Source organism: Companilactobacillus bobalius, assembly GCF_002179915.1.
GTDB lineage: Bacteria > Bacillota > Bacilli > Lactobacillales > Lactobacillaceae > Companilactobacillus > Companilactobacillus bobalius.
In genome coordinates, this window is record NZ_MYFM01000001.1 from 514,477 (window position 1) to 529,317 (window position 14,841).

Consider the following 14,841-nt stretch of genomic DNA (forward strand, 5'->3'; position numbering starts at 1 on the left):
GTGTTTAAATTACTAGCAATAAAAAAACTGTGAAACTTCTCACAGTTCACTAACGCGTTTTGACTGTCGTCAGTGCTTCAGAAACAACTTTCTGAGTACCAACTATTACGACTTGTGATTTTAGCATATTTATTGGTGCATCGTCAATACTTACTACACTCATACCTGCAGCTTCACATAAGACACGCCCGGCAGCCAAATCCCATGGTGCTAAGTATGACATATACATGACTTCTTTTCCAGTCAAGAGATGACCAAAAATAATTCCCGCACTTCCATAAACTCTGAAACCACTACTTTTTTTAATGACTTCCTGAACATTAAATTTATTAGCCAACGCCATCGGTGCCGAAACATCGACTAAACCTTCAACTAAAGGTAAATTTCTTGGAACATCTATTCTCTCATCATTAATGAACAAGCCAATTTCTTTACCGCCATGGTAAATGTTATTACCCATAACATCTATAATAGCACCAATTAATGGTTTGCCATCAATGTAAACGCCAATCATTGATGCAAAATCGTCTCCACGCTTAACAAAATTCATTGTCCCATCGATTGGATCGACAAAAAAAACTAGTCCCGACATATCTGTTACTAAATCACCATATCCTTCTTCACTAACAATCGTAGCTTCTGGAAAAACTCTTTTAATCTCGGAATTAATATAGCGTTCAGTTTTTTTATCAAAATTTGTTACTAAATCATTTCGGTTCTTTTTTGTATCAACAGATTTCTTTTTTAAAGCATCATCCCTCAAACTCTTACCCACATTTTGTAAAAGTTCTACTAGAAATTTATCTATTTCCTTACTGTCTACTGTCATTGTGAATCCTTACTTTCTCGCCTTTTTTTGCTGTACGACACTTTTTAAACACTTGATAGATGGAATAGCCCGATTCAAACTCAAATTCTTTATCTAATTTTTTTTGCTCCATTTTCATTGGAACCACTTGTTGGAATGAGCGATATTTTTGCAAAAATTCATCACTTTTTATACTTGATTCATAGGCCTTTTCAACCGCATTATACAAAGCAATCACTTTAACAATCTCATCTTGTGACCATGTCTCATCAAGAGGATAACTGTAATTATGCATTGATAGCTCCCTTCATTTTTACTCTACTATACAAAAAAAGCGATACAATTGCATCGCTTTTTTATGGAAATAATTAATTTAGTATACGAAAAATCCTCTTTTCGGTTTCTAAACGTTCTTCCCTTTTTTCTATTAAATGTGTGTTGGATAACCGATTAAAATATCGGCAGCTTCTTGAATAGGTTCACCCAAAGTTGGATGTGGATGAATTGTGAGAGCAATATCCTCAGCATTAAGTTGACAATTAACAGCTACACTTAATTCAGAAATCAAGTCACTAGCTCCTGGTCCAACGATTTGACCACCTAGTAAAGTACCTGTATCTTTTTGAGCAATTAACTTAACAAATCCTTCAGCGGCATCAAGTGAAACAGCACGTGCATTTCCGGCAAATGGGAATTTAGCTACTTTGACATCAATTCCCTTATCCTTAGCATCTTTTTCTGTTAGACCGACACTAGCTAACTCAGGATCAGTGAAACAAACAGCTGGAACGCCAATATAGTCGTTAGCTGTATGTTTACCTGAAATTGCTCCAGCTGTTGTCTTAGCCTCAAAGAAGGCTTTATGGGCCAAAGCTGGTCCTGGTGTAATATCACCAATTGCATAAATATTATCGACGGAAGTTTTACCTTGTTCGTCTACTTCAACTAAACCTTTTTCAGTCAATTTGACATTGGTCATTTCAAGTCCAAAATTATCAGTATTTGGACGACGACCAACGGTTACCATACAATAATCAGCACTGATTGTTGTTGGCTTGCCATCAACTTCATAAGTTACTTCAACACTATCGCCCTTGTTTTCACTCTTTTTGGCCATAGCATTTGTAATAATTGTAACGCCCTTCTTTTCAAGGTTCTTCTTAACGATTGAAACCATATCTTTTTCAAAGTTAGGAATAATATTAGGTGAACCTTCAAGAATAGTTACGTGTGAACCCAAGTCAGCATAAGCTCCAGCCAACTCTGTTCCGACATAACCACCACCAATGATGACGAATTCCTTTGGAACTTCTTTCAAATTCAATCCACCAGTTGAATCGATAACACGATCATCAAACTTGAATCCTCTAATTTCAATGGGGCGACTACCAGTTGCTAAAATCAAGTGCTTGAACTTAATTGTTTGTCCACCGCCATTATCCATAAATTGTCTAGGACCACTTGGCATAACTCTTAGTTGTGTATCGCTATCTAAATAAGCTTCGCCGTTGATCAATTCAACATGATGCTTCTTCAAAAGCATTTGTACACCGCCAGTCATTCTGGCAACAACTTTTTCATCTTTCCAAGCTTGAGTCTTAGTGAAGTCAATTGTGGCATCACTAGTTGTAATTCCATAAGTTGATGAATCTTTAGCTTGTTGGAGTCTATGTCCGGCTGTGATTAAAGCCTTTGATGGAACACAACCAACGTTTAGACAAACACCACCAACGGTATCTGACTTTTCAATAATAGTAACATCTTGTCCTAATTCTGAAGCTCTGATTGCTGCAACGTAACCACCAGGGCCGGAACCAATAATAACGGTATCTTTTTCTATTACGTTTTCTGCCATGTTAACTAGCCCTCCATTAATAACATATCTGGATCATGCAACAATTTCTTCAAGAGATTCAAAGCATTTTGTGCTAAAGCACCATCGATCAATCTGTGATCATAGCTCAATGATAACTTCAACATGTTACCTACTTGAATGTTGCCATCTTCATCAACATAAGGTTCTTTAGCAATCTTACCAACACCAAGAATTGCTACTTCTGGATAATTGATAACTGGTGTAAACCAGCCGCCACCAATAGAACCGACGTTACTGATTGTAATTGAACCGCCTGACATCTTATCCATACTCAACTTGTTGTCATAAGCAGCTTGTGAATTTTCAGTAATTTCTTTAGCAATTTCAAACATACCTTTAGAATCAACGTTCTTAACATTTGGAACATAAAGTCCATGTTCTGTGTTAGTTGCAATACCAACATTGTAATAATGTTTGTAGACAATTTCTTCAGTAGAATCGTCAATTGAAGCATTCAATTCTGGGTATTCTTTCATTACAGCAACTAAAGCTTTTACGATATAAGGTAAGAATGTTAAATGGATACCTTTATCAGCAGCAATTGCCTTATATTTCTTACGGTTAGCCATTAAAGCACTTACTTCGACGTCATCAAAACTAGTTACATGTGGAGCTGTGTGTTTGCTATTAAGCATTGCCTTAGCAATAGCTTTTCTAGTCATTGACATCTTCTCACGTGTTTCGAGTTCCGGAGTGGCTGACTTGTATGGTGTAATAGTATTTGCAGGTGCTGGTGCTACAGCGGCTGCAGGTTGAGCTGCTGCTTGAGGTGCGGCACTACCGTCGAATGAATCTACATCAGCTTTAGTAATTTGTCCGTGCTTGCCACTAGGTGTGACCTTTGCCAAATCAACACCTTTGTCACGAGCATATTGACGTACTGAAGGCATTGCTAAATAGTGAGCATCAACTGATCCAGTAGCTGGACCGGAAGCAGCTTCTTCTTTAGGTGCACTTTCAGTTTCTTTATCGGGCTTTTCAGTTTCCTTGTCATCTTTAGCTGGTTGATCATCGTCAGCTGTATCGGGAGAACCATCATCGATTACAATCAAAGTGTCACCGATTTCAACAGTATCTCCCTCTTGAGCAACAATTTGTTTAACAGTACCAGCAACTGGTGAAGGCAATTCTTCAACTGATTTGTCATTTTGAATTTCTACTAAGGAGTCATCTTCTTTAACTGTGTCTCCTTCTTTTACTAGCCAGCTGGCGATCTCACCTTCGGCCATCCCTTCACCTAGCTCAGGTAATTTAAATTTGTAAGCCATAGTTGGATTCCCTTCCTTCGATTAATTAGTAGTTGAGAATTTCATTTACTTTTTCTTCAATTTCTTTTGCACGTGGAATCCAAGTGTCTTCACCTAAGGCAAATGGATATACACTATTTGGAGCCGCAACTCTACCAATTGGTGCATCAAGAGAAAGAACCGCATCTTCGGCAATAGCTGAGGCAACTTGTGCACCCACACCAGCTATTTTTTGTGCTTCTTGAACAATAACTACTTTATGAGTCTTTTCGATTGATTTGAAAATTGTATCGGTATCAATTGGTGAAACTGTTCTAAGATCAATAACTTCAACAGAAATATTCTTCTTTGCCAAATCATCAGCAACCTTCAAGGCCTCATTTACTTCAGCACCGTAAGCTACGATGGTGATGTCATTACCCTCACGGGCAACATTAGCCTTGTCCAATGGAACTGTATACTTGCCATCAGGAATATCATCTTTCATTGAACGATATAACTTCAAGTTTTCCATGAATAGCACAGGATCGTTATTTTCAACTGAGGAAATCAATAATCCTTTAGCATCATATGGATTACTTGGCATAACAACACGTAAACCTGGAGTACTTGCAAAAATATTTTCCAAATTATCAGCGTGCATTTCAGCAGTATGAGTACCACCACCATAAGGTGTACGAATCGTTACAGGAGCTGTCTTTAATCCATCAAAACGGAAACGCATTCTAGCTTCTTGACCAATAATTTGATCAACAGCTTCAAGTGAGAAGCCCATAAATTGAATTTCAGGAATTGGACGCCAACCAGTTAAACCTAGTCCGGTTGCTAATCCCAAGATTCCTGATTCAGCTAAAGGTGTATCGAAGACACGATCTTCACCATACTTTTCCTGAAGTCCTTGAGTCGTTCTGAAAACACCACCGTTTTTACCGACATCTTCACCAAAGATCAAAGTTTTTGGATCATCTTCAAGAACAATGTCTAAGGCGTCTGTAATTGCTTGAATGTAAGTTTTCTTAGCCATTTTTACTTCGACTCCTTTGCTTCAAATTTAGCGATTTCTTTCTTCATTTCTGGAGTTGGAATTTCAAAAGTACGTTTTAACATATCTGAAACTTTATCTTCAGGAACTGCATCAGCTTCCTTGATTGCCTCTTTAAACGAAGCCTTATATTCATCAACTAATTTATCTTCTTGTTCTTCAGACCATAAACCTTTGTCTTCAAGAACTTTTCTTAATCTAATTAATGGATCCTTATCGAACCATGGTTGTTCTTCAGCCTTAGTTCTGTAACGTTTAGGATCATCACCAGCACTTGAGTGAGCACCGAAACGATATGTCAAGGTTTCAATCATTACAGGACCATTGCCAGCTGTAATGTACTCACGAGCTGCTTTAGCCACAGCATAACAAGCTAGGATATCCATACCATCAACTTGAACGCTTGGAATACCAGCGGCAACAGCCTTTTGGGCTAATGTTGGAGCAGCCGTCTGTTTTGCACGTGGTGTTGAAATGGCAAAACCATTATTTTGAACAATGAATAGTGCAGGAACCTTAAAGGCACCAGCAAAGTTCATTCCTTCGTAACTATCACCTTGAGAAGTACCACCATCACCAGTATAAGTAAATGCAATAGCGTCTTCGCCATTCTTCTTTAGACCCATAGCTACACCGGCTGCCTCATCATATGCGGCACCAATGATAATTTGTGGCATCATAGAGCGAGCCTCAAACTTGTTACCAGCAACATGTCCACGTGACCATAAGTAAGCTTGGGTTACTGTAGCGCCATGTTGAATCAATTGTGGTACATCACGATAAGCTGGAAGAAGATAATCATTCTTCTTCATTGCTAAAACAGTTCCCATCTCAGAAGCTTCCTCACCTTCAGTCGGTGCATAGAAACCCATCCGACCTTGACGAGAGAAGTTCATTGTCTGTTCATGCAATGCACGCTCCCATACCATCTTTTTCATAAACTCAACTAAATCATCATCTGAAAATGAATCAAAGACTTCTTGATCTGTTATCTCAGCTTTTTCATTCAATACTTGAATGGGTTTTGAAACATTCGATAAGTTATTTTTAAGTGCTTCAAAATCAACAATTGGTTTATTTGCCATTCTCCACAGTCCTTTCATAAAAACTTGCCCTTGTGAAACCTGTAAGGGCTTTCATATATTTTTAGTCTAACATTGATCACTCAAAAAACAAGTAATTTAGGCATTCTTTGAACATAAATAAATTTATAATAGTTTGTGAAAATGGTCACTATTTTTCCAAATCTATCTCATTTTCTGAAGTTCCGGTATTTAATTCTGAAACCATGGCATTTAGTGAAACAGTCGCCATGTTTTTAACAGCCTTAGTTGTATAGAAAGCAATATGTGGTGTCAAAATAAATCTTGGACTTTTAATTACTTTATCTAATACATCATCAGAAAATTCCTGATCACTCAAATCGGAATTAAAGACACCAACTTCTTTTTCATAAACATCCAAAACAGCTCCATAAAGCTTACCTGAAGCTACAGCATCATATAGATCCTTCGTATTAATCAAATCGCCACGTGCTGTATTAATGACGATAGCATTATCTTTCATCTCGGCAATCGACTTACTATTGATCAAAGTATGGCCTTTACCAAGGCTTGGAATATGCAACGTTACGACATCTGATTCTTTCAATAAAGTATCAAGATCATCGACGTACATTCCTTCTTTTTCTAATTCTGGATTGTGAAATTTATCATATGCAATAACTTTTGCTCCAAATCCTTGATAAATTTTTATTGCAGCACGACCAATTCTTCCGGTTCCAGCGACACCCACTGTAAGCTGATTGAGCTCACGTCCGATATCAGGAGCCCATTGAAAATCATGTTGGTCCACTTTTCTGATCATATGTTTTAGATTTCTTAGTAATGCCATCAAACCTGTAACTGAATATTCCGCAATAGCTTCTGGTGAATAACTAGGTACATTAGTCAAACGAATTTGATTTTTCTTGAGAGCTGCAAATGGGACATTATCGACGCCGACATTTCTAAGCGAAAGGACATGAATTCCATATTCATTCATTGCATCGAAAATCTTCTCATCGTATGGCAATTGCTGATAAGCAACAATCCCGTCATAACCCTTTGCTAGCTGAACGGTCTCAGGCGTTAGTAAATCGGAAACGATTTTTACTTCTATATTGTTCTCTTTAGACCATTCCTCAATATATTTTTTTTCATCTTCTCTGACACCAAAGTCAATTAATCTCATATAAAACCTCCAGTAGCAATATTTTATGTATCTTCGTGTAACCGATAACATATAAGAGTATTTTATCATGTACCCCCTTAACAAAACAAAAATAGTACATCTGAAATCGTTTTCTAAAAATTCTCAAGCAGGTTTTTTCTCAAATCCTTCTATTTTTATCGAAAAATAATCTATAATGGATATACTGAAGTATTTTTATACAATTAAACATTCGGAGGAAACTATGTATTTTATGAAAGATATCGTCCGTGATGGCGATCCCGTTTTAAGAAAAGTTGCAGCAGATGTTAAATTCCCATTAAGCGATGAAGACAAAGCTTTAGCCGCTAATATGATGGAATATCTCGTTAAGAGTCAAGATGAAGAATATGCTGAAAAGCACCAATTACGTGCTGGTGTCGGTTTGGCTGCTCCTCAAGTTGGTGTTTCAGAAATGATGGCTGCTGTTTTAGTACCAAATGAAGAAGATCCTGACAAACCTCTTCTTAAAATCACTCTGATCAATCCTGTTATTGTCAGAAACTCAGTTCAAAAGGCTGCCTTGTCTGAAGGTGAAGGTTGCCTTTCAGTTGATAAAGACGTTCCAGGATTCGTACCACGTGCTGATCGTATTACTATTAAATATGATGATTTTGAAGGTAATTCTCAAACACTACGTGTTAAAGGTTACCCTGCTATCGTTTGTCAACATGAAATCGATCATTTAAATGGTCACCTATATTACGACAAGATCGACAAAAAAGAACCATTTACACTTGATCCAAGTACTGTTGTAATTTCTTAATACAGCCTTCAAGTATACTTACTATTTTATATATGGTAGAATTGTGCTATCTATTGATTAACGCACAAATGGACTAGAAAAAACGTCAAATGAAACTGACCTGTTTCATTTAATTCGATTTAAAGGAGAAATTTATATTGATTTATAAAGTTTTATATCAAACAAGCGAACTAGATAACCCCCGTCGTGAATTTACACATTCACTATACATGGATGCTGAATCAAGCATTGCTGTACGTGAAGCAGTTGAAAAGAATACCGACTATAACATTGAATTTATTCAGGAACTCGACGAAAAGCATTTGGAGTACGAGAAAAAGAGTCCTGAGTTTAAATTAACGGAGTTTTAGTTAATGTCATTTAAAGTTAAAAATAATGAAGTTGCCGTTTTTGCCATCGGGGGCCTTGGTGAAATCGGTAAAAATATGTACGGAGTTCAGTATCAAGACGAACTGATTGTAATTGATGCCGGAATTAAGTTTCCTGAAGATGAACTTCTTGGAATTGACTACGTCATTTCCGACTACAGTTACTTAGTAGAAAATAAGGACAAGATCAAAGGATTATTTATCACTCATGGTCACGAAGACCACATTGGTGGTATTCCTTATCTTCTCCAACAACTTCCAAATATCCCTGTTTACGCCGGTCCATTGGCATGTGCATTGATCAAGGGTAAATTGGAAGAACACGGATTGTTAAGAACTACAGAAATGCATGTCTTGCATGAAGATGATGTTATCAAATTCCCTAAGACAAGTGTTTCCTTCTTCAGAACTACCCACTCTATTCCTGATACCTTGGGTGTTGCTGTCCATACGCCACAAGGCATCATCGTTGAAACTGGTGATTTCAAATTTGATTTGACTCCAGTTGCTGGTTTACCATCACCTAACTTACAAAAGATGGCTGCCTTAGGTCAAAAAGGTGTCTTATGTTTACTATCAGATAGTACAAATGCTGAAATTCCTACATTTTCAAAATCTGAACGTTCAGTTGGTTTGACGATTCATCAAATATTTGAAACTATCAGTGGCAGAATTATCTTTGCTACCTTTGCTTCTAATATTTATCGTATCTCGCAGGCTGTTGATGCAGCTATCCAACAAGGACGTAAGATTGCTGTCTTCGGACGAAGTATGGAACAAGCAATTGAAAATGGTCGTGAACTTGGTTACCTTAATATTTCTGATGATATGTTAATTGATCCACATGCTTTGAACCAAACACCCGCAAATGAGACTTTGATTCTTTGTACCGGATCACAAGGTGAACCATTAGCCGCATTGAGTCGTATTGCTAACGGAACACACAGACAGATTACTATTCAACCTGGAGATACTGTTATCTTCTCAAGTAATCCAATTCCTGGTAATACTATCAGTGTTAACCATTTGATTAACCAATTATCAGAAGCTGGTGCTGAAGTTATTCATGGTAAAGTTAATAATATCCATGCTTCAGGACATGGTGGTCAAGAGGAACAAGAGTTGATGCTTCGCTTGATGAAACCTAAGTTCTTTATGCCAATTCACGGTGAATATCGTATGTTGAAGATTCACACTGAGCTTGCTGCTTTGTGTGATGTTCCTCAAGATCATTCATTCCTTTTGGAAAATGGTGATGTCTTAGCTTTAACTAAGGATAATGCTCGAGTTGCAGGTCACTTCCCTGCTGGCGACGTCTACGTCGATGGTAAGGGTGTTGGTGATATTGGTAATGTTGTTATTCATGATCGTCAAGTTCTTTCAGAAGAAGGAATGGTCGTTGTTGTAGCAACTATTGATTATCAAAAGCACATCGTTCTAGCTGGTCCTGATATTCTTTCACGTGGTTTCGTTTATATGCGTGAATCAGGCGAATTGATCAATCAAGCACAAAAACGTGTCTTCCATTTGATCAAGAATGCTTTTGACGATGACGAAAATAAAGTAACTGAAGCAATTCTTAAACGAGTTATTATTGAAGGATTACAAGAATTCCTTTACAAACGTACAGAGAGAAATCCTGTTATCCTTCCAATGCTTATTGGAACTTCAATCTAAATTCAATTTTAAAGTAGATCACTTGATCTACTTTTTTTATTTAAAGGGTTACAAAATGGAAAAAACTGAAAAAATCGAAATAATTTTAAATCATCATGCTGGAAGTGGACGTGCTCAAAAGGCCTGCAACAAAGTTACGGACTTTCTAAAACAAATAGACATTTCGTATGAAATTCATTTAACTAAATGTGATGGAGACGGTCAAAGAATTGCTAAACAATTAGCTGATCTGCATCAAGATAATAAAATTGTCGTCATCGGTGGCGATGGTACTTTAAACCAAGCTGTCAACGGTGTTAAATCCTCTAACTATCCCGATACTGCTTTAGGCTATATTCCCGGTGGTTCCGGTAATGACTTTTGTCGTGGTATTAAATTAAAGACTAAAGATCCGGTCATTTTAATGCAAGCTATTCTCTCTTTAAAAAAACCGCGAATGATTGATGTTGGGAAAGCTACTAGCAAAACATTTTCTCATTATTTCATCAACAATATCGGAATCGGTTTTGATGCCAGTACCGTCTATTACACTAATCATTCAGAAAGAAAAGAGCTTCTCAACAATTTAGGATTAGGAACCCTCTCCTATTTCACTAATCTGTTAAAAGTACTCAAACGTCAGAAAGCTTTTGGACTGGACGTCAATTATCAACAACATCAAAAGCACTTTGATTCTGCTTATGTCGTTGTTGCTACTAATCATCCCTATTTTGGTGGTGGCTTTGCTATTGATCCTACTGCTACTCCCTTTAATCATCATTTGAATTTAGTAGTAGTTAAGAAGATCAGTACACCAAAACTTGTTAGATTGCTGACCAGATTATTGACAAACGGCTCACACCTACAGGATAAAAACGTTTGGCACATTGAAACTGAACAGTTTGAGCTAAAGAATTACACCAAACAACATGGTCAAATGGATGGTGAAGAATTAAGTCAACACGAATTTGACTTTAATTTTGAAACCAGCCAACATCCATTTTGGTTGCCCATAAAAAATAACGCTTAATGTGATTACAAGTCACACTAAGCGTTATTTTTTTCGAGAAAACTATATGGAGTTACATCATCCATACCTATCATTGGATCTATGGAATTGTTCATTACCATATCCAAAGTTAAATGATAATCCTTTGGTTCTAGAATTTCCTCTTCTTCAGTTTCCTCTTTTTTAGGTTTAATTTTAAAAGTAGCAAAGATTCGTTCCTTTAATGTTGTTTGACGTTCATTCGATTGATCACGAATTGATCTTTCAAATGCTGAACGATCACCAACCATAATTAAAAGACGTCTCGAACGAGTTACCGCTGTATATAACAAATTACGACGTAACATCCTTGACTCCTCATTAACCAATGGCAAAATAACCATTTCAAACTCAGAACCTTGTGCTTTATGAATCGATGTACAGTAAGCCAAAGAAATATTAAGCCAATCTTTGCGATCCAATGAGACTTCATTCCCATCAAAATCAATAATTAATTTATCAACATGATCAGTGTTCTCTTTAGCTAAAATTATTCCGACTATTTTACCAATCTCACCATTAAAAACATTATCTTCTGGAGTATTGACCAAATAAACGACTTTGTCATTAATTCGATACTTCGTATTACCAACGGAAACTTCTTTGCGTTTAGGTGCCATTGGATTCACAACGTTTTGAATGACAACGTTCAAATTATCAATCCCTGCCTGACCACGATACATTGGTGCCAAAACTTGAACATCAGCAATATCAAAGCCACGGTCCCCAGATTTACTGATAATTTGGGACAAAACTTCGGGAACATTACGACTATTGCAATTAATAAAACTTCGATCGGCTTTATTTTGAAAAATAGCGTCATCAATAATACCTTCATTGATATCATGTGCCAATTGGATAATAGTTGAATCCTCATCTTGACGGTGAATTTCATTCAAAATTGTTGTTGGGAAAGCATCACTATTGATCAAATCTGAAAAGACCTGTCCTGGTCCTACTGATGGCAACTGATCCTTATCCCCTACCAGAACAACTTGTGTTCCCGGTTGAACTGCATTGATCAGCGTTCTAAAAAGTTTTGTATCAACCATAGACATCTCATCAATGATCAGGAGTTTACAATCTAAAGTTGGCTCCGCAAACTCATCATCCTCAGTTCCCGTTAAACCTAATAAGCGATGAATGGTCATTGCCGGTAAGCCAGTAGACTCACCCATGTGTTTAGCAGCTCGACCAGTTGGCGCAGCTAAAGCAATTGCGTAATCCTCTGAACTAGGATCAAGTGTTGCATCATTTAATTTGGCATAAGACGACACAATGGCATTAATGATAGTAGTTTTACCAGTTCCAGGACCACCAGTTAAGAGAAAAATTGAATGAGTCAACGACTGTTCAATAGCCTTTTCCTGTGATTCATCATATTGAACTTTAAAAGTCTTCTCCACGTGCTTCAATTCTTTTTTGAATTCGTGCTTAGTCCATTCCACACCCTTGAAAGTATCAGTAATCATTTTGAGTGATTGAGCAATTGACCATTCACTGTCAGATAGACTCTTTTCGTAAACATGTCCATCCTCAACTGCCAGCGCTCCATCATTGACTAATTTTTTCAACCCTGACAATAATTTTTTGTTCAAGTCTGGAGTCGAATTAGCATTCAAAACACCACTTGCTCGTTTGATCAGGTCATCTTGAGACACAAAAGTATCACCGGTTTCATTGATAATCAAACTAACCATTTGTATCAATGCACCCTTAATTCTTCGAGGATCATCGCCTGTAATACCCAAACGTTTAGCCAATTCATCAGCACGTTTAAACCCGACACCCTTAACGTCTAAAACTAATTGATATGGATCTTCTGTAATCTTATCCAATGTCTGAGCACCATATTTTTGAAAAATACGAGCACTCAAAGTAGTACCAAAGCCATAGTTATTCAATTGGTACAAAACTTGTTCCGTCAAATGGTTCTTAGAAATCTGTTCAACAATGTTATTAGTTTTTTCTTCACCTAGCTTCAAAAAATCTAGAGCGTGAGGATCCTGCAAAATTTTATCTATTGCATTCTCCCCTAGTTCATCAACAATCTTCTCAGCCTTCTTTTTACCAATACCGGGAAATTCATCGCTAGAGAAGAAACTAATCAGTTCTTTACGTCCGCTGGGACGACTACGTTTATAAGAAGTGGCTTGAAATTGTTTACCGTATTTTGGATGGTCAACCATATTGCCTTCAAAACGATATTCCTCTTCCTCTGAAATCTCACCAAAACTACCAGTTACGACAATATCATTAGCATCCCAATCTGTATTGGTCTTTTTAATCTTAATCGTAAAAATTTTGAATAAATTCTCAGGGTTCTCGAAGAAAATGGCTTTAACGGTACCGACAAAATACTGCTTATCACTTTCAGTCATTCTTCTCTCCTTGTTGTTTGATAAATTCTTGTAAATCGGCTAATTTCTTTTCGTGTTTCAAATAATAGTCCTGATCTAGCTTTTTAGACTCATTTAAATAATTTTGATAGTCTTGCTTAAGATTCATCGCACACAATGCCATATTAAAGTAATGCTTAGCCTCTGGCTGGATTTCATTAGCTGTCTTGTAAAATCCTAAGGCCTCTTCAAAATTACCGTTAGCGAGCAATAAATCGGCTAATAATTCATTAGCTTGTAAATCTTTGGGAGCTTTTTCAGCAGCTGTCAAAGCATACATAATTGCTAATTGACGTTTCCCTTGCTGATCCAGCGTTTTAGCCATCATAAAATAAGCTTCAAAAGCATAGTTATCATCAATCAAATTTTGAAAAATCTGATTAGCTTTATCATACTTATCGGCCAAGTAATAAACATTTCCCAAATTATAAAGTAAATCTTGATTATCCTTAAACATTTCTAAGGAGCGAGCTAAGAGTTCTTCAGCCTGCTCCAAGTCTTCAGATTGCACTAAATAAGTTGATAATTGTAAAATTTCTGACAATTGTTTAGGATTCTTATTCAAATCAGCAACTAGTAATTTAATTGCTTCTTGTTTATTGCCATCGTTAAATAATTTTTCTGCTTTTTTATCCATCTAATACCTCAAATCGTATCGGAACTCTCTAGTTTCTTATGTAAGTATCCTGTTTCATTCCATTCGACCAAATTATATTGGCCATCTTTATATTGTAAATGGGTCAAACTTGTATTTGACAATCCACCATCTTTTCTAATATCGTCAACATTTGTTCCTAATAATGACTGAATCATCGTAACTAATGCAGCACCGTGACTAACAATCACAACACTACCTTTTTCGTGGTTAGCCTCAACAATTCTTTGTACAGCGCCGGTGGTTCTTTGAGCCACCTCTTCAAAAGATTCCCCACGAATCAAATCATAATCATAGTCTTTAGGTTGATGTCTAAAAGCATAAATAACTTCTGGCATCTCACGTTCTAACTCTGAAAACTTACGACCTTCCATAATACCTAAGTCAAATTCTCGTAAATCATCAACAATGGTCAAGTCAACGTCACGATGTAAATCTTTAATCAAAGTTTCAGCTGTTGTTTTAGCACGTGGAAGTGGACTTGAATACATATGATCAATTTCCACATCTTCCAGACGTTTAGCTAACAAACCAATATCATGCAAGCTTTCTGACAACAAAGGTGAATCCCCATGTCCACCCTGATATTTTCCCTCTAAATTCCATTGGGTCTTTCCATGTCTGACAAAATACAATTCCATTTTTCTCTCACCTTACAAAGTTAATTAATTACAATTATGGATTTTTTAGTATCTTTTTTCAAGTTAAGCCCAATTTTTACAGAAA

General features: G+C 36.8%; 14 protein-coding genes. 4 read left to right on the forward strand and 10 right to left on the reverse strand.

Annotated features, from left to right (window positions below; translation table 11 throughout):
- Positions 1-49: 49 nt before the first annotated feature.
- The 7 genes from LKACC16343_RS02455 to LKACC16343_RS02485 all read right to left on the reverse strand — a co-directional run bounded on the left by LKACC16343_RS02455 (position 50) and on the right by LKACC16343_RS02485 (position 7,205).
- Positions 50-829: an inositol monophosphatase family protein gene (locus tag LKACC16343_RS02455; RefSeq protein WP_056952081.1), complete on the reverse strand. Its 780-nt coding sequence runs from the start codon at positions 827-829 to the stop codon at positions 50-52.
- Positions 813-1,103, reverse strand: coding sequence for a UPF0223 family protein (locus LKACC16343_RS02460; protein WP_054643624.1), 291 nt, complete (start codon positions 1,101-1,103; stop codon positions 813-815). Before LKACC16343_RS02460 ends, LKACC16343_RS02455 begins: the two co-directional genes overlap by 17 nt.
- Before the next feature lie 132 nt (positions 1,104-1,235).
- Entirely contained in the window at positions 1,236-2,663 is a 1,428-nt protein-coding gene (lpdA, locus tag LKACC16343_RS02465; protein ID WP_056952079.1) for a dihydrolipoyl dehydrogenase, read from the reverse strand.
- A 5-nt stretch (positions 2,664-2,668) separates the two neighbouring features.
- Positions 2,669-3,952: a 2-oxo acid dehydrogenase subunit E2 gene (locus LKACC16343_RS02470; RefSeq protein ID WP_056952077.1), complete on the reverse strand. Its 1,284-nt coding sequence runs from the start codon at positions 3,950-3,952 to the stop codon at positions 2,669-2,671.
- Between the two features lie 25 nt (positions 3,953-3,977).
- Complete coding sequence (locus LKACC16343_RS02475; RefSeq protein WP_056952075.1) at positions 3,978-4,955, reverse strand: alpha-ketoacid dehydrogenase subunit beta; 978 nt, start codon at positions 4,953-4,955, stop codon at positions 3,978-3,980.
- Positions 4,956-4,957: 2 nt separating this feature from the next.
- A complete protein-coding gene (gene pdhA, locus LKACC16343_RS02480; RefSeq protein WP_056952971.1) occupies positions 4,958-6,058 on the reverse strand; it encodes a pyruvate dehydrogenase (acetyl-transferring) E1 component subunit alpha in 1,101 nt (366 codons plus the stop codon).
- A 148-nt stretch (positions 6,059-6,206) separates the two neighbouring features.
- Positions 6,207-7,205 carry a D-2-hydroxyacid dehydrogenase gene (locus LKACC16343_RS02485; protein WP_056952073.1) on the reverse strand — a complete coding sequence of 333 codons (999 nt, stop codon included), beginning with the start codon at positions 7,203-7,205 and terminating at the stop codon, positions 6,207-6,209.
- 223 nt (positions 7,206-7,428) lie between these two features.
- Between LKACC16343_RS02485 and def the strand changes: the two genes are divergently transcribed.
- The 4 genes from def (at position 7,429) to LKACC16343_RS02505 (ending at position 11,043) form a co-directional block, all read left to right on the forward strand.
- Entirely contained in the window at positions 7,429-7,989 is a 561-nt protein-coding gene (def, locus tag LKACC16343_RS02490; protein ID WP_025084720.1) for a peptide deformylase, read from the forward strand.
- A 137-nt stretch (positions 7,990-8,126) separates the two neighbouring features.
- Positions 8,127-8,339, forward strand: coding sequence for a DNA-directed RNA polymerase subunit epsilon (locus tag LKACC16343_RS02495; RefSeq protein ID WP_025084721.1), 213 nt, complete (start codon positions 8,127-8,129; stop codon positions 8,337-8,339).
- Positions 8,340-8,342: 3 nt separating this feature from the next.
- Positions 8,343-10,034 (forward strand): ribonuclease J1, encoded by a 1,692-nt coding sequence (gene rnjA, locus LKACC16343_RS02500; protein WP_025084722.1) that lies wholly within the window; start codon positions 8,343-8,345, stop codon positions 10,032-10,034.
- 55 nt (positions 10,035-10,089) lie between these two features.
- The gene (locus LKACC16343_RS02505; protein WP_056952970.1) at positions 10,090-11,043 is read left to right on the forward strand and encodes a diacylglycerol/lipid kinase family protein; all 954 of its coding nucleotides are present in this window, start codon (positions 10,090-10,092) and stop codon (positions 11,041-11,043) included.
- A gap of 17 nt (positions 11,044-11,060) precedes the next feature.
- Here the strand turns inward: LKACC16343_RS02505 and recD2 are convergent, their stop codons facing one another.
- From recD2 to LKACC16343_RS02520, 3 genes are read right to left on the reverse strand one after another with little or no spacing between them, the layout of a single operon-like run.
- The gene (gene recD2, locus LKACC16343_RS02510; RefSeq protein WP_056952071.1) at positions 11,061-13,442 is read right to left on the reverse strand and encodes an SF1B family DNA helicase RecD2; all 2,382 of its coding nucleotides are present in this window, start codon (positions 13,440-13,442) and stop codon (positions 11,061-11,063) included.
- A complete protein-coding gene (locus tag LKACC16343_RS02515) occupies positions 13,435-14,097 on the reverse strand; it encodes a tetratricopeptide repeat protein (RefSeq protein WP_056952069.1) in 663 nt (220 codons plus the stop codon). The genes recD2 and LKACC16343_RS02515 overlap by 8 nt, the downstream gene beginning before the upstream one ends.
- 8 nt (positions 14,098-14,105) lie before the next feature.
- Positions 14,106-14,756 (reverse strand): histidine phosphatase family protein, encoded by a 651-nt coding sequence (locus LKACC16343_RS02520; RefSeq protein WP_056952067.1) that lies wholly within the window; start codon positions 14,754-14,756, stop codon positions 14,106-14,108.
- Positions 14,757-14,841 lie beyond the last annotated feature (85 nt).